This window comes from Marinococcus sp. LNHM4E3-1 (genome assembly GCF_056034405.1).
Window position 1 is genome coordinate 146080 of sequence record NZ_JBQLID010000004.1, and the last position, 25874, is coordinate 171953.

General features: G+C 46.7%; 19 protein-coding genes. 5 read left to right on the top strand and 14 right to left on the bottom strand.

Going from position 1 to position 25874, the window contains the following annotated elements:
* Positions 1-14 precede the first annotated feature (14 nt).
* The 6 genes from cydC to ACTRXI_RS05925 form a co-directional block, all read right to left on the bottom strand.
* On the bottom strand, positions 15-1763 hold the full coding sequence (gene cydC, locus ACTRXI_RS05900) for a thiol reductant ABC exporter subunit CydC (protein ID WP_474261529.1): 1749 nt from the start codon (positions 1761-1763) through the stop codon (positions 15-17).
* Positions 1760-3475, bottom strand: coding sequence for a thiol reductant ABC exporter subunit CydD (gene cydD, locus ACTRXI_RS05905; protein WP_474261530.1), 1716 nt, complete (start codon positions 3473-3475; stop codon positions 1760-1762). The genes cydC and cydD overlap by 4 nt, the downstream gene beginning before the upstream one ends.
* Positions 3475-4485 (bottom strand): cytochrome d ubiquinol oxidase subunit II, encoded by a 1011-nt coding sequence (gene cydB, locus ACTRXI_RS05910; RefSeq protein WP_474261531.1) that lies wholly within the window; start codon positions 4483-4485, stop codon positions 3475-3477. Before cydB ends, cydD begins: the two co-directional genes overlap by 1 nt.
* Complete coding sequence (locus ACTRXI_RS05915) at positions 4472-5881, bottom strand: cytochrome ubiquinol oxidase subunit I (protein ID WP_474261532.1); 1410 nt, start codon at positions 5879-5881, stop codon at positions 4472-4474. Before ACTRXI_RS05915 ends, cydB begins: the two co-directional genes overlap by 14 nt.
* A gap of 217 nt (positions 5882-6098) precedes the next feature.
* Complete coding sequence (locus tag ACTRXI_RS05920) at positions 6099-6701, bottom strand: transglutaminase-like domain-containing protein (protein WP_474261533.1); 603 nt, start codon at positions 6699-6701, stop codon at positions 6099-6101.
* 89 nt (positions 6702-6790) lie between these two features.
* Positions 6791-8182 (bottom strand): NCS1 family transporter, encoded by a 1392-nt coding sequence (locus tag ACTRXI_RS05925; protein ID WP_474261534.1) that lies wholly within the window; start codon positions 8180-8182, stop codon positions 6791-6793.
* Positions 8183-8487: 305 nt separating this feature from the next.
* On the opposite strand from ACTRXI_RS05925, the gene ACTRXI_RS05930 reads away from it, so the two are divergent.
* Entirely contained in the window at positions 8488-9255 is a 768-nt protein-coding gene (locus ACTRXI_RS05930; protein ID WP_474261535.1) for an SDR family NAD(P)-dependent oxidoreductase, read from the top strand.
* Positions 9256-9366: 111 nt separating this feature from the next.
* Complete coding sequence (locus ACTRXI_RS05935; protein ID WP_474261536.1) at positions 9367-9942, top strand: UbiX family flavin prenyltransferase; 576 nt, start codon at positions 9367-9369, stop codon at positions 9940-9942.
* Positions 9943-10008: 66 nt separating this feature from the next.
* On the opposite strand, the gene ACTRXI_RS05940 is transcribed toward ACTRXI_RS05935, so the two are convergent.
* From ACTRXI_RS05940 to ACTRXI_RS05965, 6 genes are all read right to left on the bottom strand, one after another.
* Positions 10009-10803 carry a PhzF family phenazine biosynthesis protein gene (locus ACTRXI_RS05940; protein ID WP_474261537.1) on the bottom strand — a complete coding sequence of 265 codons (795 nt, stop codon included), beginning with the start codon at positions 10801-10803 and terminating at the stop codon, positions 10009-10011.
* A 91-nt stretch (positions 10804-10894) separates the two neighbouring features.
* Positions 10895-12388, bottom strand: a complete 1494-nt coding sequence (locus ACTRXI_RS05945) for a tripartite tricarboxylate transporter permease (protein WP_474261538.1) — start codon at positions 12386-12388, stop codon at positions 10895-10897.
* Between the two features lie 18 nt (positions 12389-12406).
* Positions 12407-12865, bottom strand: a complete 459-nt coding sequence (locus tag ACTRXI_RS05950) for a tripartite tricarboxylate transporter TctB family protein (protein WP_474261539.1) — start codon at positions 12863-12865, stop codon at positions 12407-12409.
* A gap of 15 nt (positions 12866-12880) precedes the next feature.
* A complete protein-coding gene (locus tag ACTRXI_RS05955) occupies positions 12881-13858 on the bottom strand; it encodes a tripartite tricarboxylate transporter substrate binding protein (RefSeq protein WP_474261540.1) in 978 nt (325 codons plus the stop codon).
* Positions 13859-14009: 151 nt separating this feature from the next.
* Entirely contained in the window at positions 14010-14690 is a 681-nt protein-coding gene (locus tag ACTRXI_RS05960; RefSeq protein ID WP_474261541.1) for a response regulator, read from the bottom strand.
* Positions 14683-16284 (bottom strand): sensor histidine kinase, encoded by a 1602-nt coding sequence (locus ACTRXI_RS05965; RefSeq protein WP_474261542.1) that lies wholly within the window; start codon positions 16282-16284, stop codon positions 14683-14685. The genes ACTRXI_RS05960 and ACTRXI_RS05965 overlap by 8 nt, the downstream gene beginning before the upstream one ends.
* A 181-nt stretch (positions 16285-16465) precedes the next feature.
* Here ACTRXI_RS05965 and ACTRXI_RS05970 point away from each other — a divergent pair, with 181 nt between their 5' ends.
* The gene (locus ACTRXI_RS05970) at positions 16466-17959 is read left to right on the top strand and encodes a UDP-N-acetylmuramoyl-L-alanyl-D-glutamate--2,6-diaminopimelate ligase (RefSeq protein ID WP_474261543.1); all 1494 of its coding nucleotides are present in this window, start codon (positions 16466-16468) and stop codon (positions 17957-17959) included.
* Between the two features lie 308 nt (positions 17960-18267).
* Entirely contained in the window at positions 18268-19497 is a 1230-nt protein-coding gene (locus tag ACTRXI_RS05975) for an AraC family transcriptional regulator (protein WP_474261544.1), read from the top strand.
* A gap of 50 nt (positions 19498-19547) precedes the next feature.
* Here ACTRXI_RS05975 and ACTRXI_RS05980 read toward each other — a convergent pair whose 3' ends face one another.
* Together ACTRXI_RS05980 and ACTRXI_RS05985 are read right to left on the bottom strand one after the other, a co-directional pair.
* A complete protein-coding gene (locus tag ACTRXI_RS05980) occupies positions 19548-21245 on the bottom strand; it encodes a hypothetical protein (RefSeq protein WP_474261545.1) in 1698 nt (565 codons plus the stop codon).
* A gap of 86 nt (positions 21246-21331) precedes the next feature.
* Positions 21332-25324, bottom strand: a complete 3993-nt coding sequence (locus ACTRXI_RS05985; protein ID WP_474261546.1) for an Ig-like domain-containing protein — start codon at positions 25322-25324, stop codon at positions 21332-21334.
* Positions 25325-25546: 222 nt separating this feature from the next.
* On the opposite strand from ACTRXI_RS05985, the gene ACTRXI_RS05990 reads away from it, so the two are divergent.
* Positions 25547-25837 (top strand): DUF3892 domain-containing protein, encoded by a 291-nt coding sequence (locus tag ACTRXI_RS05990; RefSeq protein WP_474261547.1) that lies wholly within the window; start codon positions 25547-25549, stop codon positions 25835-25837.
* The last annotated feature ends 37 nt before the right edge of the window (positions 25838-25874 follow it).

A 25874-nucleotide genomic window follows, 5' to 3' on the forward strand; every position in this document is an offset into this window, starting at 1 on the left:
GACTGGCTCTTCGGTTATTTTATTGTCTTTTCTTTTTCGTAACGAACTGCTGCCGGACGGTCAAGCTCATAGAGCCTCTGATACCGTGGGCTTGTATGCATTAAATCTTCGTGAGTACCGCGCATTGTAATCCGCCCCTGATCCAGAAAGCAGATTTCATCTACCTGCTCCAGTCCGCTTAAATGGTGAGTAATCCAAATTACCGTCTTACCCTCTAATGCCTGCAGCACGTCGTTCATTAATGCTTGCTCCGTCCGGGGATCAAGCCCGACCGCAGGCTCGTCCAAAACGACTATTGGTGTATCCTGCAGAAGCACCCGCGCCAGTGCTATGCGCTGGCGCTGGCCGCCGGAAAAACGAGCGCCCGCTTCCTGCATATTCGTATGGAATCCTTCCGGAAGCGAGTTTACAGCGTCATAAATCTGCGCCTGTCTTGCCGCCTGCTTTACTTCTTCCATTGATGCGTCCGGGCGGCCAAGCCGTATGTTATTCTCTACCGTAGTCGAAAATAAATACGGAGATTGGTTCAATACAGCAATCTTTTCCGTAATTCTCTCGCCCCAGGCAGAAGCCGGCCGCCCTTCCACAACTACCTCTCCGTGAAAAGGCAAGCACACGCCCCGAAGCAGGTTTAGCATTGTTGATTTCCCGGACCCGCTTGGCCCTAAAAGAGCTACCCGGCAGCCAGGTCTCCATTCTGCCTGCAAATGTGTCAAGACGGGCTGAGAAGCTTCATAATGAAAAGAAACATCATCAAAGAAAATATGCTTTTTTTCGTGTTCCGGCTTCCACGACTGCGGCTCCTGCAGATTCTCTTCCGCTTCGAGCCTGCTCAGGCGTTCTGTCGAATGCGTGTAACTCGGCAGCTCGCCCACCGCATCAGAAATTGGGATCAGCGTTTCTGTGAGCGGAAAAATAAATAATACAAATGCCGCCACGAGCGTTGGAGCAAGCGATCCCTCTTCCGCCCCGGATCCGGCCCACACCAAAACAATGAGCACAAGCACCGCTGTCACTGTCTGTAAAAGTATCCCCCGGGTGCGAATAAACCGGCTGTATTTCCACTCCACTGAACGCATGGCCTCGTCCGCCTGGCGAAAACGTCCGGCAAGCTCCATGAAACGACCGCTCAACAGCCATTCTCCTATACCGAAAACTGCCTCTGATGTTTCTTTATACAGCCCTGCCCGTTTTGGCTTCCACTCCTGCACAAATGAGGCTGTGCGTCTGTAGGACCAATACGGAATCACAGTCATATAGATGAGCGTATATACAGCTGCCAAAGCGGCCATTTCCCAGGAAAAAAACCCAAACCAAAGCGCTGACAGCAGATACAGAGCGAGCGCGCTTACTGCTGGCATGACGGTTTTAATGTAAATATCCTGCAGGCGCTCGATGTCCTCAGCCAGAAGCCCGAGCATATCTCCAGCATGAAGCAGATGGGACCCTTTTTCCACCACCGGGAGCAGCCCTCTGTATAATCGAACTCTCATATCAGATAAAATCTTTAGTACTGCCTGATGTGCTGCCAGCCTTTCTGCGTAACGAAAGACGGCCCGGCTGACTCCGAAAGCCCTGACAGCAACAATCGGAATGTATACCATTAGAATATTTTCAGGCTGTGTGGCCGACTTTGTTAACAAAAAGCCTGAAACAAACAGCAGAGCCACGGCTGATACAGAGGCAAGAAGCCCAAAAAAGGCTGTCCAGGCGATACCCCGCTTATATTTTTTTACGTAAGGCAGTATCCATTGCCCCTTCATTCTGCTTCTCTCCTCTGCATCCGAATCCATTCCTGAAAAGCCGCGCTGTTTCTCATCAGACCCTCCGGGCTCCCGTCTCCAGCTAATCGGGTCTCTTCCAGAAAAATTACCCGATCGACATCATTTAACCAGTGCATCCGGTGTGTCGCCATAATGACTAGCTTACCTTCAAACAGCTGTTTTAACCGCTGTTTGATATCATATTCCGTTTCTATGTCCAAATGCTCGGTGGGTTCATCCATCAGCAGAATCGGCCGACCGCTTAAAAACGCGCGTGCGATCGCTATACGCTGCGCCTGCCCGCCGCTGATACCGCGGCCTCCTCCGCCTACAGCTGTCATTTCTTTCTTCGGAAGGCTTTTTATCCATTCACCAAGGCCTGCCTGCCCAGCTGCGTCATTCACTTCTTTTTTTGAGGCCCCCGGCTTATTCATTCGGATGTTTTCTTCAATGGTGCCTGCAAAAATATGCGGGTGCTGCGGAATGTAAGCAATCTGCTGCCGCCATCCTTCCTGCTGTAAATGGGTGCGCCACTCTCCGTCTATGATCATCGCCCCGTTTGAAGCCGGCAGAAACCCGGCCAGCAGATGAATGAGCGTAGATTTACCTGAACCGCTGTCTCCGGCAATCATGATTTTTTCGAACCCACCTAAAACTGCGGAAACCTCGTTAAGTGCATTCGCTTCGCTTCCGGCATGAGTCACAGAAACGTTTTTCAGCATTAACCGGCTCTGCTCTGTCCACTCGTGCTGAAGCTCAAGCTCGTGGTTCTTCTCTTTTTCCGCCAGCCATTTTTCGGCAGCAGCCCCAGCTTCCTTCCCGTCAAGCGTGGCGTGGAAATCACTCCCCAGTTCACGTACCGGCATGAAAAATTCCGGAGCCATAATAAGAACAAATAGTGCCGGAAGCAGCTCCCCCTGCCCTTCAATCAAGCTCAAACCAAGAAAAACGGCTACTACCGCTACTGAAAGCATTGCAAAAAAATCGAGGGCAAACGAGCTAAAAAATGCTACCTTCAGTGTGCTTATCGTCGCTTTCCGATACTGCTCGCTCACCTTACGGATGTTATTTTCATGGCCGCGTGCCCTCCCTAGGTACACCAGTGTTTTCAGTCCCCGCACGGAGTCGATAAAATGGTTGGATAACATCTGGTAGGAATGCCATTGCTTGTTCGCTTTTGCTTTCGCCGCCACTCCAAGAAGAATCATAAATACAATTAGAATAGGAAAAGTGGTAAATAAAACCACCCCGGAACGTATGTCCTGGCTTAATACCACCACTCCAGTGACGACCGGAATAATAAGCACACCGGGAATTTTCACAAGCGACAGCTCAACATAGCGCTGAAACTGACTCATTCCTTCCACAAAAGTTGTTACTGTGCCTCCCGTGCCCCGGACAGTATTGTCCGGGCCGAGCCGGCCGATTTTTTGAAAGAGCGCATCGCGTTTTTCCCCCGTCAACCTGCTGGCATAGGAAGCAGCCAGAGCCTCTTTCCAGGACTGCAGAAGATAGCGTAAAACCAGTGCAGCTGTAAACCAGGCAGCAGGCGCTAACGCAGACGACACGCCCTGTTGTTCAAATAACGGCACAATAGCCCGGGCGAGCCAGTACGCCTGCATCACAATCATGCCTGCCTGAATGAGCGTCAGTACAGTCATCCAGCTGAAGCAGGCCTTTGCGCCCCGGTAAGCCAGTAAGTCTTTTCCCATTAGTAGGTCAGATCCTTTCCAGTGACCCGTTTCCGGAACACATAATAACTCCATATTTGATAGCCGAGCACAAACGGCAGAAGCGTAATGGCTACGATCGACATGACCCGCAGGGAGTAATCCCCCGAGGAAGCACTGTATACTGTTAAGTCATTTAATGATGAAAGAGAGCTCACCATAACTCTTGGAAACATAGCCACAAAAACCGAAGCGATAACAGAAGCTATCCCGAAACCTGAAAAGATAAACGCCCAGCCGTCTCTTCCCCGCAGGGAGAAAAGAAATGCAGCGGCATAGCTTACTACAGCAGCAACGGTAATGGCTGCCACCCATCCGCCTTTAACCACATACATATCAGTATTAAAAACAGACAGCACCACGAAAACAATCAGCGCAGAGAAAACAGCCGCTGCGGATCTCCGAGCATGTTTACGCGCCCGCTCCTGTACTTCTCCGACTGTTTTCAACGTCAAAAACATCATACCGTGCAAGTAGCATAAAATTACGAGCGTGAGGCCGCCGGCCACCGAGTATATATTGACAAAATCGGTAAACCCCGCCCTCATTGTCATCGTTTCATCAATTGGCATGCCCTTGAGCATACTCGTAAACAACACGCCAAACAAAAATGGCGGCATAAGGCTTCCAAGAAAAATGCTCCAGTCCCACGTTTTTTTCCAGTACATGTGACGGCCCTTTCCCCGGAACTCAAACGCCACGCCCCGGATAATCAGAGCGAGCAGGACGAATACAAATGGGATGTAGTAGCCGCTGAACATAGTAGCGTACCAGTGAGGAAACGCAGCGAACACCGCTCCTCCGGCCGTGATCAGCCATACTTCGTTGGCGTCCCAGAACGGGCCGATGGTATTGATCAGCACCCGGCGCTCCTGGTCGTTTTTTGCCAATACCCTCGTGCCCATGCCGACGCCGAAATCAAATCCTTCCAGGAAGAAAAATCCAACAAACAAAACAGCCACCAGCAAAAACCAAAATTCACTGAGCTCCATGTTCATATGCCTCCTTGTCAAATGGATCTATCACCGGCTCCTGATCTTCATCCTCCGGGTCATGCTCAGTGCCTTGTTTGATTTCTTTAATGTATAAATAAACCATCACAAGGCCAAGCAGCAGGTAAATTGTAGTAAATGTAATGATGGAAAATAAAAGCGACCCCACTGAAACATTTGGAGAGACCGAAGCAGCAGTCGTCATCAAGCCAAAAACGGTCCACGGCTGCCGGCCAATTTCTGTCATGATCCATCCGGCGGTGTTTGCTATAAACGGGAAGGCAATAAGTGCCATCATCAGCTTTAAGTACCAGCGGCGTTCAAGAAGCGTTTTCCGGAATAAAAACCAGAGACCGAGCATTGAAGCTGTAATCATAACCATTCCAGCACCAACCATAACCCGGAAACTCCAAAAGGTTGCGTTTACCGGCGGGATGTAGTTTCCCGGGCCATACTCTTCTTCGTATTCCGCCTGAAGTGTCTTCATTCCTGGCACTGAGCCCTCAAATTCTTCATAGGCAAGATAACTGAGCAGATACGGAAGCTCCAGCTGTGCTTTATTTTCCTGCGCTTCGACATCCATCCAGGCAAACAGGTTCCACCCGGCCGGGTCTTCACTGTCCTCCCAGAGAGCTTCACTGGCTGCCATTTTCATCGGCTGTGACTCCATCAAATGCTGCGCCTGCACATGGCCGCTGAATGCTGTTCCCATACCACCGATCAGACCAAGCGCCATCGCCAGGGCAAATGATTTCCTAAACAGGGAAACCTCTTCTCCCTTCAGCATTTTATAAGCACTTGCGCCGCCTATAACAAACGCTCCTGTCGCAAAAGCACCGAATATAACGTGCGGAAATTCCACTAAAAACTGAGGATTGGAAAGAAGAGCAAAGAAATCATTCATTTCCGCCCGGCCGTTCTGCAAAATATAACCGACCGGCTCCTGCATAAAAGCATTGGCTGCGAGAATCCACATGGCTGAAAGAATCGTTCCAAGCGCCACCAGCCAGATACACATCAGGTGAATGCCCTTTGGCAGACGATTCCATCCAAAAATCCACAGCCCGATAAAGGTCGATTCCATAAAGAAGGCCAGCAGAGCCTCTACTGCTAGTGGCGCCCCGAACACATCGCCTACAAAACGGGAATATTCCGACCAGTTCATACCAAACTGAAATTCCTGAATGATACCAGTCACCACCCCGATTGCAAAATTAATTAAAAAAAGATGGCCCCAGAACTTCGTCATTTTTAAATACACTTCTTTACCGCGGAAATAATATAATGTCTGCATAATTGCCACCATAAAAACAAGTCCGATCGATAAAGGCACAAAGAAAAAATGAAAAATCGTCGTCGATCCGAATTGAATTCTGGCTAAAATCAACTCATCCACTGTAGAAACCCCTCCCCTGTTCACTATTTCACAAATTCAAGTGAAATTATTCACATGACTCGATATTATTATGCTCCTGAACGTGATAAAAATCACATACTATTTATGACAAAGCTATTAACATATTGTGGCAAAAGTATGGCAGATATTAAAATCGTTCCAGGTCTTATCCTCCCGGAACGATTTTGAATTTTATTATGTCATATGCCAAAAATGATTAAGGAGCTTTAACAAGCGACTCCGGAAGCGCGTACCGATACATATACACCGGGTCCTCGTGACGGTCCAGGACACTCAGAAGCTCTGCCGGCGGTTCCGCGTATATTCCCGGGTAGTCCTGCTCGTCCTTTGCCTCCTCCACGTTAAAGGCCAGCTGTTCTTTATCGGTAAAAAATTGTGCGTCAATGCCGGGTTTATTGCCCCTTGCGTCCAGCCGCACCCATCTGTCTTCTTCGTGAAGATAGACGGCATTTAAAGCATGAATGCAGTAGCCGTCTGACGATTCTTCGAAGAGAGTTAGCCGCTGGTAGCAGAAGCCGCATGGTATCCCTTCCGAGCGGAGAAGCGCCGCCAGCAGATGAGACTTGGACCAGCAGATCCCCTCGCGGTATTTCAGCACCTCCGAGGCTCTCCGGGTAACTGTTTTACCCTGAATATCCCACGAATGGCTGACTTTATCACGCACAAATAAGTAGGCAGCTTCTATCTTTTCTTTTTCATTCATTTCCGGAAAAAACAATTCCGCCGCTTTCTGCTGAATACTTTCCGCCGCGTAATCGATGTCATAGGTTTCCTGTAAAAATTCTATAAGTTGCACCATCGCCCTGCCTCCCTTTATGTATAATTATACTAAATAAAGAATTTAAATACAAAAAGAACAGGCAGCTGCCTGTTCTTCATTTCTTCTTATTATTGCTTTATCCACTGGGGCTCCGGTTTTTCGTTCATTGTCTCTTCTTCAATGAAGCTTTGATTCATGCCCTCCTGGACATAGGGTTCGTGCCCTGCAATCCAGTATTTCATTAATACAGTATAAAGAAGCAGTGCCGGCAGGCCGCCGATAAACCATGAGCCGTCAATATTAATAAAGGAAACGGCAGTACCAACAACAATGGATATAATAGCTGCGGGATTCCATCCTTTAAAAGCCTGGAACAGCTTGCTTTGTTCGTACAGCGCTGCTACGTTATAATTCCGTTTATGCACGAAAAAGAAGTCTGCAATCATTACACCGAATACCGGCCCCAAAAAGGCGGAAACAATGGCAATGAAGGTTGTAAAATATGCAGCATTCATCAGCCACCACGGGCATGTGAACGTAGCGAGTATACCAATGATGATGCATGACTTCGCCCAGGAAATTTTAAAAAGGTCCATTGCTACTAGCGCCGGTGGCATAATGTTAGCCATCAAGTTCGTCGTCACCTGGGCTATCGCAATAAAAATCAGTACGATAATGCTTGCCACGGTAGAAGGAATATATTCGGAAATAACATCAATCGGGTTCCAAATTCCAACCGCAGCCGCTCCGAGCATGCCAATAAATGGAAGCAGAATGCTCGGCGGCACCATACCAACCAGATGAGCATTAATATAGGTGGATGTTTTTGTCTTTTTCGGGACGTATCTTGTGTAGTCTGACACGTTAATCAGAAGGGCTGCAAACTGTCCCACCAATACGGTCATTGCAAGCCAGAGCGGAATGCCCCAGGATCCGTCCACATTCGCGGCTGCCTGCACCTCAAATCCAAACGTCGTTAAAAACAGGAAAATTAAGTAGATGATACCGCCCATTATGATGACAGAACCGATAATTTCCACCCATTTGATGGATTCAATACCTTTAGCCGAAAGAAAAATCTGCAGGGCCTGAAAGCCAAAAAACCACACCCATACATTTTCAAAGCCTATAAAGCTCGAGGCAATCTGATTCAAAGCCTGCGCCCCGAGCCATGTCTGTATCCCGAACCAGAACAAAGCCGGAATACTCCGTAAGAGAGCGGGGATTCTAGAGCCAATCGGTCCAAAGGACGAACGAAGCTGAACAACCATCGGAATACCGTGCTTCCATCCTACATATCCATTTAATGAAAACAACAGAGCGGCCATAATATTTGCGAGAAGCAGTGCCGCGCCCGCCTGGTAAAGGTTCAGGTCACCAAACGGCGGAATCAGGCTCGAACCGAGCATGAATGTACCGATCATGATGGTATCCCCCCACCACATCGCCACATAAGCCTTCGGCCCAAGGATTCTTTCTTTCTCACTAGTAATTGGTCTCAGATCCTGCCGTGCCTGCATGATGTTTCCCTCCTAAATAAAAAACGAACAATTCATGAATACTTTATTTATTCATTCGTTAAATGATTAATTTTATTTTATCGGAGAAACATGCACTGGATCATTGTTTATCATCACACAAATTTATTATGTTCTCTGTGCATTATTGCTAAAAACAGCTGATTTATTCCAGTTGAAGTGTACATTTTCTTACATTGTAAAAATTTAGTCATTTACATTGATTTTTGGAAACGTTTTCATTACACTGTAGGTATATCTTCTTACTTCATTACCGAACGTACTTTGATACTATTAGGGGGGTTTCCATGCTAGAGGGTAAAACAGCTTTAATTACAGGCGGCGCCGGTGGTATTGGCAAAGAGACAGCTCAGCTGTTTCTCGATAATGGAGCGGATGTCGTTCTCGTGGATGTGAACGAAGAAGCTTTAACAAATGCTAAAAACGATTTAACGAGCGGAGAAAAAACAGTCACTGTTATCCAGGCCGATGTAACAAAGGAAGAGGACGTCGAAAACTATATCAGGCAGGCAGCAGAAACATTCGGGAAAATAGACATTTTCTTTAATAATGCGGGCATTAACGGCCCAGTTGCACCAATTAAAGATTTGGAGAAGGACCAATTTGACTTGATCATGAATATAAACACGACCGGTATTTTCCTTGGGCTGAAGCATATGATACGTCACATGGAAAAACAGCAATATGGCGTGATCATTAACACTGCTTCCAATGCCGCCTATATCGGATCAGCAGGCATGGCCGGGTATATTGCCTCCAAACATGCTGTAGCCGGTTTGACAAAAACCGCCGCTCTGGAAGCAGCTTCGGCAAATATCCGGGTGAATGCTGTGGCACCAGCGGCTATCGACACGCAGATGCTCACCAGCATTCAACAAAATCTTTCGCCGGATGATCCGGAACAGGCGGCGGCTGCAATTCGTCAAGGAATACCCGCCGAACGCTTTGGCACGCCAAAGGAAGTAGCAGAAGTCGTACTTTTTCTTGCTTCCGACAGGGCCTCCTTCGTTACCGGATCATTGTATAACGTTGACGGAGGCATGCAGGCCGATTAATTTGTTACACCCTACTAGTTTCCTCTTTCATGCGCGTTCGCTCTCAATCATGATACAATCAAACGAGCGAACAAGGTCTTCATACGGCCTTCATGAAGGAGGTTCTTTTTTTTGAAATTAATTATTGGCATAACCGGCGCCACGGGAGCCATTTTTGGCATCCGTCTGCTCGAAATATTAAAATCCACCGACATTGAAACCCACCTGATTTTATCCTCCTGGGCAAAGGCTACTATTCCACTTGAAACTTCGTATACAGCGTCCCAGGTAGAGGCGCTTGCAGACGTTTCGTATTCCTCAAAGGATCAGGCCGCCCGCATATCAAGTGGCTCCTTTCGTACCGAAGGCATGATTATTGCTCCCTGCAGCATGAAAACGACTGCCTCCATCCGTCACGGCTTTGCGGATAACCTTATTGCCCGCGCAGCCGACGTGGTTTTAAAAGAGCGCAAGCACCTGCTTTTAATGACCCGGGAAACGCCTCTTAACACCATTCACCTGGAAAACATGCTCGCCCTTTCCAAGCTCGGCGTAACCATTGCTCCACCGATGCCTGCTTTTTACAATCAGCCGGCAGATATCAATGAACTTGTCGACCATATTGCTTACCGCACGCTCGACCAGTTCGGCATTCATATGGAAGAAGCTGATCGCTGGGAAGGCATGCCTTCATCAAAACATAAATAGAAGCGGGCGCCTATTAATGCCGGGCGCCCGCTCCTATTTCACAGATAAGATCCCTTTCAAGCTTTATTATGCCAGCCAGTCGCCCTTCATAACAGTGACTGCCCGTCCACCGATGTGACAGCGGCTGCGGTGCATTTCCACCTCTACAACACCTTCCCGCTTACTGACCTGTTTGGCCGTGAAGCTCTGCTTTGCCATACGTTTTGCCCAGTACGGACCGAGTGCACAATGCGCCGAACCTGTTACCGGATCTTCATCCACCCCAATGGCTGGGAAAAAGCAGCGTGACACAAAATCGATTCTCTCTTCTTCTGATAGAGAAGTAACTAAACATCCGCGCGTCGTATGCTGGGCTAATGCTTTCATATCCGGCACGAGGTCCCGGAGCGTCTGTTCGGAATCGACTTCTACAATAACATCCATCCGGTTTTGCTCTACCGCAGGTGCCTCCACCCCGAGAGCCTCAAGCAGTCCTTCATTTAAAGGCGCAGGCTCCGGCGGCTCTGATGGAAAGTCGAGCCAGATGGTTCCCTCCTTTTGAAAGGCAGCCAAAGGTCCGCTCGCGCTTTGAAACGTAATCGTCCCCGTTTCCGGAATCTTTTCTTCTTCCCACAGCACGTGCGCTGAGGCAAGCGTCGCATGACCACACAAATCCACTTCAGCGGACGGGGTAAACCAGCGTATTCCGTATTCACTTTCTCCTCTTTTAACCAGAAATGCGGTCTCAGAAAGATTCATTTCTGCAGCTGTCTGCTGCATCCATGCCTCAGACTTCTGGTCTGTTTCTTCCAGCAGGCAGACGCCTGCCGGATTTCCGTAAAAAGCCTTACTCGTAAAAGCATCCACCGTGTATATTTTCATTCTTTTTTCTCCTTATCATCATAATACTTGCATTGTAGCATATGATAAAAAAAGGCACTGGGCTTCTTCCAGCCCGTGCCTTTTAGTCAAACTACGCCTGCTCTGATTTTCTTTTTTTGATCGCAGTCAGTATGAATGGAACACTTATGGATAAAATGATCATAATTATCAACACAACACTTATAGGAGAAGCAAAGAATACCGAAGCACTGCCATCAGACATAATTAAACTTTTGCGGAAATTTTGTTCCATATCATGTCCAACGATTAAAGCCAAGATCAATGGGGCGATCGGGAAACGCAGCAGTTTAAATGCTAAACCGAGCACCCCAAAAGCTAATAAAATATAGAAATCGATGGTACTGTAACTGAGCGTATATGCACCGACAAACCCGAGCATTAGTATTAATGGATAAAGAATGTGCGACGGCGTATCCAGTACTTTAATTAAAAGACCTACCAGCAGGATATTAATAACAACTAAAAATAGATTTCCAATAAACATGCTGTTAATCAATGTCCAAATGGTTGTTGGTTCACTTTCAAACAACAATGGACCGGGCTGAATACCCAGCATAACCAAAGCCCCTAATAAAACAGCTGTGGTCCCGGAGCCCGGTATCCCCATACTTAATAATGGAATCAAGGCACCTACCGAAGCACTGTTGTTTGCTGACTCTGGCGCAGCTACACCTTCAGCCGTTCCCTGTCCGAATCTTTCTGGAGTTTTAGATAACTGCCGTTCAGTAGTATAACCAAGCATCGAAGCAATAGATCCACCTGCCCCAGGCAATATCCCAATTAAAAAACCTAGCGGAGCGCTTCGAATGATTGGCATTTTGGAAGCCTTCCACTGTTCTTTGGTAAACCACAGGCTTTCCACCTTGTTTTTCTTTTCCGGAGGTCGATTAATGGCAATAAAGTTATACAATACTTCTCCGACAGCGTAAATACCGATGATAACAATGAGAAAATCAATGCCTTCAGTTAACTGGGGCAGACCCATTGTGAAACGATAAACACTGCTTTGTGCGTCTACCCCGATCGTACTCAGTACTAATCCGAATAACATAGAAATAAATCCCTTCAGCATATCTCCCCTCGAGAGTGAGACAATAGCTGAAAGTGTAAAGAGCATCAATAAAAAGTATTCGGCCGGACCGAAGCGTATAGCAAAATCAGCCAGCGGCCCTGCCAGGAAAGTAAAGCCCACAACAGCCACGGTCCCCCCCACCAGGGAAGCTATCGTAGCTATTGCTAAGGCTTGCCCGGCCTGACCGTTTTTAGCCATCGGGTAACCGTCAAATGAGGCGGCAATCGCCGAGGCGTCTCCGGGTGTGTTTAATAAAATGGAACTCCTCGAGCCCCCATACATAGCTCCGTAATAAATGGCAATTAATAAAATCATAGCACTGATCGGTTCCATTCCGAAGGTAACCGGTATCAGCACCGCTACACCTGTAGCTGGCCCCAGTCCGGGAAGCATCCCTACAATTGTACCTAGAAGCCCTCCTAAAAAGACAAAAAGCAAATTAAGGGGAGTTATTGCATTCATTAGACCGTCTATAAAATATCCGTAATCCATTTTTCTTCCCCCTGTTCGTTATGGCAGACTGATATTAAGCAATTCAGCAAAAATGTACCAGGACATAAAAGTGAAAATAAGTGTTGTAAGTATATTGATTAACCATTTGGATTTACCGTTAATAATGAACATAAGCACTCCCAAATACAGTAAAGTTGCAATAATATAACCCGCAAAATCGAATATAAGCGCATACATTACCCCGAAAATCAATGTCCCCCCAATAATATATGGAGTCCGGCCACGGGCTATTGCCTCTATATCTGCGTCTTCTTTGTGCTCCTGATGACGCTCTTTATAGGAACGAATTAAATAAAAAACACTCAATATGAGAAGTAGTACAGATACACCCATCGGAAAATAATGCGGACCAAAAGCATTTCCAAGCTGAGCCTGCGCCAAATTTAATGTCGCAATGATAAAAACTACTGCCGTTAATACAAATACTGCCGGCAGTGATAGTTTAACCAATGTCATGTAAAACACCTCTTTCTATTCTGTCAAACCAGCATTCGTCAGCAGTTCCTCATATGTCTGCTCCTGCTCATCCATGAATTGATCTGTTTCTTCCGCATCCATGTAGTAATCGTCCCACTGGTTGTTTTCAAGGATAGTCTGCCATTCCTCTGTTTCGACCATCTGTTGCAAACGTTCATCCCAATAAGCAATTTCCTCTTCTGTCATATCAGGTGGGCCCATCACTCCACGCCAGTGAGGGAAGACCAGATCTACACCCTGTTCTTCGAACGTTGGTACTTCAGGCAATTCATCCAGACGCTCTTCTGAAGAAACCCCGACAATGTCGAGCCGGTCCGCCTTATATTGTTCACTCGCCTCGGATACAGACATCGTCGCGACATCGATATGACCTCCAAGTAAGGCAGTAACTACTTCCCCGCCACTTTCATAAACTAAAAAGTCCAGCTTCGATGGGTCTATACCATATTCCTGAGCCGCTTGTATAAATGAAAGATGATCATCGTTTCCAAGCCCTGGAGCTACTCCTATTTTTAATGACTCCGGATCTTTTTTCAGCTGCTCCATCACAGATTCTAAATTTTGATAATCAGAGTCCGGGCCAACCGCGATTGACTGCCACTCAGTAGCTAAAATAGCCAGCGGCGTAAAATCTTCCTGGGACAGCTCACTCAGCCCCAATGCATTATTTGTAAATAAAAGACTTGAATTGACAGCCAGAGTATTGCTGTCTCTGTTATTTAAGTATTGAAACCCTACCTCTCCCCCGCCGCCGGGTTTATTCACAACATTAATATCAGCTTCAACTAATTCGTTGTTATTTAAGGATCTCTGCATCGAACGGGCAGTCAGATCCCAGCCGCCTCCCGGGGTAGCCGGAGCCACAAATTCAATTAAATCTGGCGGATAATCGCTTTCTTCGCCCTGGGACTGCTCTGAAGAACATCCACTAATAAACGCAACAGATAAAAATAACAGCAGTATTCTTTTCAATGGTTCCCCTCCTAACGCATTTCGTTATATTATTGACAATCTTAAAGATTTTTCTGTAAATTGTAATCGTTTTCAAAATTATTCAATTTTAATTTTTTTGGTGCTTTTTGTTCATTTTGTGCACAAAAAAAGAGCTCTTAGATGAACTCTTTTAAATTTCATAATAGTGCCGTTCCGGTCGCCCTACAATTCCATACTCCAAGCGGGCTTCTGCTTCTCCTTCGGAAATCATAAATTCTAAATATCTTCTCGCTGTAGTTCTGGAAGCACCTATTCTATTAGCCGCCTGTTCTGCAGTAAGTCCACCACAGGCTTCGCTCAAAACCTTTTCTATCCTTTCAAGTGTCAAATAGTCGATACCGGTGGGAAGCTTTCGTTTGTCTACAGTAGGTTTTGATTCATCCGGCTGTGACATATAATCATCAATGAATTGTTGATCCACATTTTGTACAGCATCGAGGGTTTCTTTTTTCGATAAGTAATTCTTTATTGTCTGTTCAAATTTTTCAATGGTTACAGGCTTAATCAAATAATTAACAACACCCCCGCGCAAAGACTTCTCCAGATATTCCCTGTCCGTAGCTGCGGTAATAATAATGATGTCTATATCAGGATAAAAATGACGAAGATCTTCAAGTAGATGTATTCCCATACTATCCGGCAGATATATGTCAAGCAGCAGCACATCAGCTTGCTTTTCCTGAAGCAGCGTCCACATTTCCTTCGCATTCAGGGCGTGACCCGCGGATTCTATACCATTAATATTTTCTAAATATTTTTCATGCAGCATGCCTATACGGTAATCATCCTCCACGATTAACGCCTTACGCATCGCGCAACCCCTCCTTATTTCTTTCTTTAGGAATAAACACACTTATAATTGTGCCCTCCCCCGGATTTGAATATACTTCAATCATTCCGCCCAATTCATCGACTTCATCTTTAACATTTGCCAAGCCATAGCCTCGGCCCTCTCCTTTCGAAGAAGCACCCTGCTGGAAAAAATCTGTTTGAAGATCCTCAGGCATCCCAGGCCCATTATCTCTTATCTCCATTACAATATCTTTCCCAATATCCGTTACGAAAAAGCTTACCTCCCGTTGCTTTTGAGCATTCACTGCTTCAATCGCGTTATCGATTAAATTCCCGGCAATAATAATTAATGAAGTTAAAGTGACATGCTTTGGCATAATAGATAAGAAGGATTCAGGATCAATAAAAAAATCGGTCTTTTTCTCTGAAGCAGCAGCTGCTTTTCCGAGGAGTACAGCCTGAAGCTTTTCATCATGGATCTGGTCCATCACCATCTTCGTATGTTTTTGCTGAGTGTTGGATTCATCCATCAGCATTTGTTCTGCTTCTGTATAATAGCCAAGTTGCAGCAGACCCATTAACGCGTAAAGCTTATTCGTAAATTCGTGGGATTGAGCTCTCAGGTCATCAGAATATTTTTTTACATCAGAGAACGCTTCTATCATCTGCTTCATCTCCGTTTTGTCCCGGAATGTGAACACTCTTCCCACCCTCTGTCCATATTGGGCGATTGGACTTTCATTTACAATTAAGGCTTTCGAAGCCGTTATTATTTCTTCGTTTCGAATTATGGAACGGCTCTTTAGCAATTTCTTCTCCCGGGAATAGGGGAGCACTTCGTCAATTAAAAGTCCTTCTCGGTTTCGTGGAAGCTGCAGGAGCTCTTCCGCAGCTTTATTAATCATCGTCACCCGGTCATTATTATCTACCGCAATAATCCCTTCATGTACAGAGCCGATAATGGCCGCCCGGTCCCGGTATAGATCAGCAATCTGGTAAGGCTCGAGTCCCAGCGTATCTGAGCGGATACTTTTAGAGAGCAATATGGTACAAACAGCTCCAATCAACAGAACAATTAGTGAAATGGCAGATGTCCGACCTGTCTGTTTCCATACATCTGCCCCAATAGCAGCTTTAGAATATTCAACAACAGCAGCCCCTTCTACTGAAGTATAATCTCCGTAGTCGATCGAAACAGGCGCATGACTTCTAATTATTTCTTCATTCCCAGTGTCAGCCTCTCTCACATAGCTTCCGCCGAATACTAAAGCTGTATACGCATCCCCAGAATCAGGATCAAGCTCGTTGCCATCCCCTGCAATAACTTCGTTATTTCTGTTAATTATGTATACCCGGTCTGCATCCACCTGCGTTCGTATCTGTTCACTGATAACCTCAGCTTCCTGTCCTTCCCCATTCTCGAAAGCATCTTCCACTGCCGGGAATCCCGCCACAGATCGACTGGTCTGCAGGGCAAGCTGCCTGGCATCATTGGTTTCCTGACGGAATTCATTCCAGGCATAGACACTGTTCGCTAAAACGATAACCATCAATACAAGCAGGAATACCAGGACTCCAATTTTCGTCTGCAATTTATATTTTTTGCGATGCAATTTGTCCCTTCTTTCCCGTTTTCAATTATTTTTTTAAATGTGATGTATCTTTTATCCTATCATAGGAAAACATGTATTTAGGAAACAAGGATTAATTCTCCATTTGATAGGGAATGGGGTATCACACATACTTCCTGCCCCGGTAGTTGTGACTACAAGCAGAAAGGAGAAATACAACTAAATGAAATGGATATGGAAAAAAGATACTTCTCTGCCTTTTCAGGACGTTTTCGGCCCAGTTGAATCGACAATTACTCATGTCACTTATGATTCCCGGAAAGTCCAGGAAAATGGCTGCTTTGTCTCGATACCGGGCAAAAACATGGACGGCCACACGTTTATTCCAGATGCTGTCCGCAACGGTGCATCCACCATCGTAGGAAGCGACCGCGATACACTCACCCATTATGCTGCTTCATTTCCAGCCGTCACATTCGTTCTCGTGGAGGACAGCAAAATAGCGATGGCTGACTATGCAGCGCATCTGCACCACCACATTCACAAAAAAATGAACCTTTTCGGCGTAACAGGGACCAACGGAAAAACGACTGTTACGGCTTATATACGGTCAATGCTGAACAATTTAGGAGAGCCCGCGGGCATTATAGGAACAGCTGGAGTATGGTCCAAAAACAATAAGCAATCATTTAAGCCCACCACCCCGACGACACCGGAAGCGGCCGATCTGCATGATATTTTCGCTTCCTTTTATGAAGAAGGGACACGCACAGTAGCAATGGAGGCGACCTCTATTGCCATTGATTTAAAGCGTCTGCACGGCCTCGAATTCGAGGTGGGCGTTCACACTAATCTCGTATCTGAGCATATGGAGTTTCACGGCACGATGGAGAACTATAAACAGGCAAAATTAAAATTATTCAGGCAGTCCCGCCAGGCCGTGGTGAATCTTGATGATGATGGTATGGCCGAGGACATTTTAAACATGTTCGACGGCCCGGTCTGGACATACGGCATCCGGCGCTCTGCAGATATTATGGCCAGCAACATCCGCACGGATACAGGCGGATCAAGCTTTCTGCTGACGGTACAGGGGCGCTCCTACTTAGCAAGGGCTCCGGTGTTTGGTGAATATAATATTTCCAATACCCTGGCTGCGGTAGGTTCGTGTCTCGCTGCCGGCTATTCGGTATCCGAAATTCTGTGCTCGCTTCCAGATATTCAGGGTGCGGAAGGGCGTTTCCAGATTGTCTCCGATTATCCAGGAAAGCAGATTATCCTCGATTACGCCCATACGCCTGACGCATTGGAGCTGGTGGTGGAGACAGTTAAAAGCCTCCCTCATAAAAGGCTTATCCTCATGATTACCGGAATCGGCCTCCGGGACCCGGCCAAACGTCCGAAAATGGCAGCGGCTGTAGAGGGAAAAGCAGATCATATCATCGTTTCTGTCGATCACCCCGGCCCATACAACCGCCAGCGCATTGTCGATGACGTTGCTTCTGGTTTTAGCGATCCCGGTGCAGAAAATATATACAAAAGAAAACACCGGGAGGACGGCATTCATAAGGCTCTCTCGCTGGCGGAAAACGGCGACCTTATCGTCATTACCGGTCTCGGCTTCGGTGGCTACCAGGTCATTAACGATCAGCATGTTCCTTACGATGAACTCGAAGTGATTGACTCTTATTTTCAGGAAAACCGGCAATTATCATAAATAATCTATAAAATGACCAGGAAAGTAATATACTTTTCTGGTCATTTCCTTCATAACAATTGTATATTTTATCCATAAATAGAAATTGATTACTTAATACCACTTTGCTATAATTCAATTATATAAGAAAAAGAGCCTACATATACCCCAATAATATACAGGCTCCTTTTCCTCTCTGCCTTTTCTTGATTAATAAGTCTTGTGTTCATTCTATTATGTATAACAGAAAAAACTTTCACTTTCTTAACATTTTTTTCGTTATATTCATACAGTTTGGATGATTAAGCGGCACAGGGAGGAATGAAGGTATGGAAATTTCGAAAGACAAGAGGGACAGAATTATTCATCAGCTTACACTTTTTTATCATACTACGGGGCTTCCCGCTTCTTTTGCCTTTGCTGATGGCTATTTATATCACAGCGTCCCCACTGTTGAAGCAAGCGACAAGCCGTGTTTGTACAAAGCAGTAACGCAGACTGCAGTGTGGGCCTCGTTTCATGCGGACAAAAGCTTTCTCTTTCATGAGGATGAATACCACCGCTGTTATTTGATTGCCACCCAGATTTCTTTTACTGGAGGCTTCATCATTGTAGGACCGTTTGTTACAGAAGAATTTTCTTCCCATTCTGTACGAAACCTATTAATTAAGCACCAGCTTCCTATGGAGCAGGAAACAGAGTGGCGCCGGCACCTTTCTTCTCTTCCTAAAAGAAACAGCCAGCAGATTAATTATTTAATGGAAAGTTTGTCTCTCTCACTTACTGTTTCTCCAACAAATGTTTCTTCACTAGAAAAGCAGGAAGAAGAATGGCAGCCTCCTTTAGATAGTTCAGAATTTTTTGAAGAGGAGCTGTCGGTACATTATCCTTACGAACTGGAGCGGGAATTCCTTTATCATTTAAAAAAGGGGGATGAACGTGCTTTTACACTGTTAACTGAATTTGATTCATATTCTCCTTACAGATTGGGAACCAGCACGAGCCGGGCAAATAAAAATTCGTTAATTATTCTAGTTTCCCTGTTGGTGCGTGCCTCCATTGAAGCTGGAGCGGAAGCCTGTAAAATGATGAAAATTGGTGAGCGGATCGTTCAGGAAGTTGAAAGCGGTGCCCGTTTACACTCCTCCTATACGCTTAAAGAAGAAACCATCGATATTGTTTCTATCTTTTTACGTGAAATTAAAGATGTGCTGGCTAACTCCTATTCACCGGTAGTAAGACAGATTATCAGCTACATCGAAATGAATATTTGCGAAAATGTTACTTTAAATGACATTGCCGAACAATGTGGTCGCCACCCTAATTACATTTCGGGCCTGTTTAAAAAAGAGACCGGACAGACCTTACAGGAGTATCTGCTGAATGAACGTATTAAACGGGCCAAATATTTTCTCGCCCATTCCGATCATTCTCTCATAGATGTCTCCCACTACAGCGGGTTTCAAAGCCAAAGTTACTTTGCCTATCAATTTAAAAAATGGACGGGGACAACTCCCCGCAGCTACCGCAATAAGTATCAGGGGGTAACCCGCCACTGACGCTCTTGCATGAAAAAACGATCCTTGGGCGAAGGATCGTTTTTTATTCCTTATACTTTCATTAAGCCACTAGGAGCATACTGCTCCGCATAGTTTAAGTATCCGGAAATGTTATGCTCAATGTCATCGATCCGCACCCGAAAGGAATGATGGCGGATAAAGAAGGCTCCAAGAATGGCTTCCGGCTTCCGGAAATACATCGCAATCTCCGGATAGAAAAATCCATTTAATTGATGTACTGCCCGACGTTCAATAGTTTGATATACTTTTTCTTCATCAAACCCTTCAAGCAGATACTCCTTCCCCTGCGCTTTCATGTTTTCTATCATTTGATAGCTTGCCATTAACAGCTCCAGAAAGGTTGGATAAGCCGTAATGCGGTGATAGATAAAGTCCAGCTTTTTTTCTACGTTTTTCAGTCCGAACTGATAATATTTATCTTCCGGCCTGTATTTGGTCAGTTCATCCGTACAATAGCTTAACCAGTGGTCGTGATGCTTCCAGTGGCAGTTTTCAATAAAATAATCAAATGCCCGGACGACTGTCTGAATCCAACGTTCATCAGGGTCAAGAGCGTACAGGCGCATGAGTGCAAAAGCAGCCTCGCCGTCATAATACACGATACGAAAACGTTCTTTCTCTAACAGCTCATCGCCTTGCAGCACGTGTATAAACTGGCCGCTCTCCAATTGCATTTCACATATTCCCCTGGCCAGACATCTCGCTTCTTCCATATAAGTGTCATTATCGCAGACCGAGCTGTATTTCGTGATCGCAAGTATGGCAGCAGCATTCGCTCCGAGCTTAATTTCTTCATAGTTTTCTTTATCTACAACGTACAGACATTTTTCTCCCCGGCTGGTTTCGCCTGTAACAGTAGCTTCACGCAGCATATAACGAAGTGCCCGTTCGCAGCTGAGCTTTAAATCGTGATCTTTTGTATACGAATACGCTTCAAGCATCGAATACAGTGTGCTACAGTGACGAAGAATATTATACCATTTAATTTCCTTGTGGAAGCCGGCAAAATAACCATAGACAAATCGTCCGTTCCGTTTCACCTGCTGCTGCAGAAAACGGGAGGCTTGCGAAACAACATCGAGTGCCGTTTCCTGGTCTACATAATCTATCTTTCTTCTTCCATTGTCGACCCCGCCGCTTTCAAGCTCATACATTTTCTCTTCATTCGAGTCGTAAAAACAGCTGATGGTGTCAAACAGGATTATATTACGCATATGGTTGGGGCGGATCGGATATCGTTGACCGCGATAATTTTTAGCATAGAGATTTAAGTTTTTAATATTCCATTCGTCAGCGCTTACTCTTTCTGTCTGGTGAAGAAAACCGTTCGCATGAATTTCCTGTTCCAGAAACGCAAGGCGAAATTGATCATCAAAGGAGATACCTTTGCGCAAATAGTTTTTTTTGGTCTCAGCAGAAAGATCGAGCAGTTGGTTCCATGTACAGCGTTCCAGACGGATAGGCACGTCCACCTTCACCCATTCAATATTCTGCTGCTTTAAGACACTCATCCCTTTTTGATGAACTTTTTTTAAAGCGGTCTCCAGTGTATTTCCGTGTAAGGGATATACGCGCGCCCGCTGTTTTCGATGACCCAGGGTTAAAAATAAAGGAACAGAAGCTTCCGTCTCGTAAAAAGAATTATGTGTTTCCTGAATGAAGATTTCCTGCTTCGAAAGGTACGTTCTTATATCCTGCATGGCATGCTTCCATTGTTCTTTATTCATCGAAAGCTCCCCCTCTTGACGTTAAGTATAGAAAGGAAAGCCCCCTAAAAAGTACAGGGGGCTTCTTTCATGTTGCTTTTTATCAGTTATTGGTGACGTCTTCTTCTTGTGAATAGAAGGAACCCGACACCAAGAGCTGCCACGGCTGCGCCGGCAAGACCAATAGTAAGGGTATTTGTTGCTGTAACTGGAAGCATACCGCCATCTTCATCGCTGCTTCCTTCACCCATACCATCCTGGCTGGAATCATCATCCGTACCCTCTTCACTTCCACTGCTGTCTTCGTCAGAAGCATCCTGTACCGTGATCGTTTCTGGATCGCTTTCGTTGCCTTCTTCGTCCTCGAGCACTGCTGTAATTTCTGTACCTGCTGCCTGAGGTGTAATAGCAACGGACCAGGATCCGTCTTGATTAATCGTTCCAGTGCCAATCATTTCTTCATCTGCCATGAGCATTACTGTTGCTCCTGGAGTTCCACTTCCGCTTACTGACTGACTTTCGTCTGTTACAGGATCAATAGACGGAGCATCCAGAGTCATATCGGCATCCGCATCTCCGTCGGCATCCGCGTCTCCATCCGCATCCGCGTCTCCATCGGCATCTGCATCGCCATCAGCATCCGCGTCTCCATCCGCATCCGCATCGCCATCCGCATCCGCATCGCCATCAGCGTCCGCATCTCCGTCAGCATCCGCGTCGCCGTCAGCATCCGCGTCGCCGTCAGCATCCGCGTCTCCATCCGCATCCGCATCGCCATCAGCGTCCGCATCTCCGTCAGCATCCGCGTCGCCGTCAGCATCCGCGTCTCCATCCGCATCCGCATCGCCATCAGCGTCCGCGTCTCCATCCGCATCTCCGTCAGCATCCGCGTCTCCATCGGCATCCGCGTCTCCATCCGCATCAGCGTCCGCATCTCCATCAGCGTCCGCGTCTCCATCCGCATCCGCATCTCCATCAGCGTCCGCGTCTCCATCAGCGTCCGCGTCTCCATCAGCGTCCGCGTCTCCATCCGCATCCGCATCTCCGTCAGCATCCGCATCTCCATCGGCATCCGCGTCTCCATCGGCATCTGCATCGCCATCGGCATCCGCGTCTCCATCCGCATCCGCGTCTCCATCCGCATCGGCATCTCCATCCGCATCTGTGTCTCCGTCAGCGTCCGCGTCTCCATCGGCATCCGCATCGCCATCCGCATCCGCGTCTCCATCGGCATCCGCGTCTCCATCGGCATCTGCGTCTCCGTCAGCATCCGCGTCTCCATCGGCATCCGCATCGCCATCCGCATCCGCATCGCCATCCGCATCCGCATCGCCATCGGCATCCGCATCGCCATCAGCATCCGCATCGCCATCCGCATCCGCATCGCCATCAGCATCCGCATCGCCATCCGCATCCGCATCGCCATCCGCATCCGCATCGCCATCAGCATCCGCGTCTCCATCAGCATCCGCGTCTCCATCAGCATCCGCATCGCCATCGGCATCCGCATCGCCATCGGCATCCGCATCTCCGTCGGCATCCGCGTCTCCATCGGCGTCGCCATCAGCATCTGCGTCTCCGTCTCCGTCATCAAGAGCTGGGACGGTTACATCTACGGAAGCTTCCGAATTTGCGAGAACGTCTGCATCTACTAGAGCATCATCCAGCTGGGCCCCGTTCACAGTATAATCACCAGCTTCTGGACGCTCGTTATAAGCGACGGAAACATTAACGTTTTCTTCACCAAGCACCCCAAGGTTTAACAGACTTTCTGTCGATACAAATATACTGTCACCTTCGACAAAAGCGTTTTCGCCTTGATCATTGAGATCTAATGAAATAGTGTCTCCGCCTGCAGCACTGATTATGATTTCCTGAATGTCTGCTTCTGAGAGAAGCGCTGGTGGAAGATCAAATCTGTAATAATCTTCATCGAGCAGCCCAAGGTCTGCTGCATAATCAACTGTATACTCGAAATCCAATGTTTCCGGGTCAGCTGCTTCATCATAAGCACCGGTCATCGCCGCATCTTCGATGACGTCAACGTCAACATCTGCGTCGCCATCTGCGTCGCCATCCGCGTCCGCATCACCATCGGCATCTCCGTCACCCTCATCAACAGCTGTGACCGTAACCGTCTCGGGATCACTTTCATTTCCGGCTTCATCTGTCTGGGTAGCAGTGATGTCAGTTCCTGCTTCCTGCGGATCAATATCTACTGCCCAGGTGCCATCTTCATTTACCGTACCCGTACCAATAGTTTCACCATCAACAGTTAAATTAACCTCTGCTCCTGCTTCCCCGTCACCTGTAACTTCAGTATCATCACTATCCACTGGGTCAACGCCAGGTGCAGGCGGTGCTTCCTCGTCTACCTCATCAGCAGCTGTTACAGTCACACTGTCCGGATCGCTGGTGTTACCATCGTCATCAGTTTGTACGGCAGTAATTTCCGTACCTTCATCCTGTGAATCAATATCGAGGGACCAGTTTCCTTCTTCATCTACCGTTGTTTCCCCTAATTCTTCATCATCGGCAGAAACCGTTACGTCGTTACCAGGGTCTCCGGTTCCGGTAACTGTCTCATCATCACTGTCCACAGGATCGATAACTGGAGCATCCGGCTGTACTGCTTCTTCTGCAGGGATGCTGACGGAAGTTGTTGCTTCAGAGTCTGCCAGCACTTCAGCATCTGCCAGATCACCATCGAGCTGCGAGCCGGTAATGTCATAATCTCCTGCTGCCGGCCGTTCGTTGTAAACTACTTCAACGTTTATAGACTCACTGCCAAGTACATCAAGATCTAAAAGGCTTGAGGATGAAACGTAAAGGGAATCGCCGCTGACAAATGCGTCTCCACTTTCATCATTCAGATTAACCTCTACGACATTTCCATCTTCATCCGTTACATTAATTGCTGAGTAATCTGCTTCTGCCAAAAGTTCCGGCGGCAGCTCAAACTGGTAATACCCATCTTCAAGCAGAGCTGCTTCAGCCACGTAATCCACATCGTAGTTAAAGCTCAGCGTTTCTTCTTCCTCCAAATAGCTGCTGCCCATTGAAGCATCGGAAATGACGTCTGCATCGACATCAGCATCGCCATCATCCGCAGCCGTAACTTCTACGGTCTCTTCCGGACTTTCTACCCCGTCCTCATTCGTTTGTACAGCGCTGATCACTGTACCTTCGTCCTGCGGCTCAATATCAATGCTCCAGCTTCCGTCATCATCTACGGTCGTTTCACCCAACTCTACATCGTCCGCAGAAACCGTCACGTCGTTACCGGGCTCTCCCGTGCCTGTTACAGTAGTATCGTCACTGTCAACATCATCAAGACCCGGAGCTTGCGGAGCCTCTGCTTCAGCGTCATCTACTGTGATTTCAGCGTTTCCTGAGTCACTTATTTCCAGCAAATCTAACTCAACTAAATCACCTGTATCTACAGCTGCTGCAGATAAAGGATAGGTCCCGGGCTCTAAAGGTTCGTCAAAAGCAAGATCAAAGCTGACATTAAGGCTGTCAGTGATCCCTAAATCATCAAGAATTTCATCTATTCCCAGTAATCCTATATCCAGAAGACTTAATAATTCAGCGTTCAGCAAATCTGTATAATCTACAATGATTTTGTTTCCTTCAACGACAGCGCTTGGGGAACCCAAACTCACTTGCAATAATCCACCGTCTACAGAAAGATTGGATATATTATCTTCATTTAATTGCCCGGCTAATTCCTCCGGAAAAGCAAACGCTACTCTTCCGTTTTCCAGGAGTTCTACGTCAGCAATATTGTCTGCCGTATAATTCAAGCTTAAGCTTTGATTATCTCCAGAGAGTTCAGCGTCCAATTCATTATTTTCAAATACTCCGACATCAGCAACCGCAGCTTCCGCTGTCTGTGCCGCGAAAGGATTACTGAGCGTATTTATATACGATGATATGCCTTCCTTGGTGGAGTCAGACACGCTGCTCCCAAAGGTTGGTACTGTTGTGCCTAAGAGTAAAGCGGCCGCAGCCACCATGCTTCTTGTACGATAGTTCTTCCTTCGCCTGTTGCGGTTCATTTTCGCCGCATAGTCGATCGGCTTCCTATGTTTGCGCATATATTCACCCTCCTAGATTTAGGCCTTTTCAGCCCTTACTATTTGCAGTCTAGGAGAAATGAAAATCAGAAAATTTCAATATTTTAACATTCTTATCAACATATAAACACGTATTAAATATAAACATTTCCATCGTACTAGCTTTGAAAAAAGTTCTACCAGATTAAAAATTTATATTTCGGGAAACACGCATATTATACGAATATGTAAAGGAGGCTTTTCATGGATTATCAAATTACTGCCATTCATTTTGACGGTGGCCGTGAAAAAGAAGAGCACATTACGCATATACAGCTGGTGGACGGAACCGAGGAAACGATAGAAAAAGCGATCGCAAGCGTTGATGACGGTAAGGATTACTATTATCGCGTAGACGGCGGGGACAAAGTCCGCGTGGACACGGTTCACCCGGAAGACCCGGACACTCCTGCCTATCTCCGGACCCACCCGGATCAGTCAACAACAGACAATTTGTTAAAGCTTCCCACATTTGACCCTACCTACATGCCTTAACTCAGAAAAGCAGCGTTCTCCCGTGGGAGGACGCTGC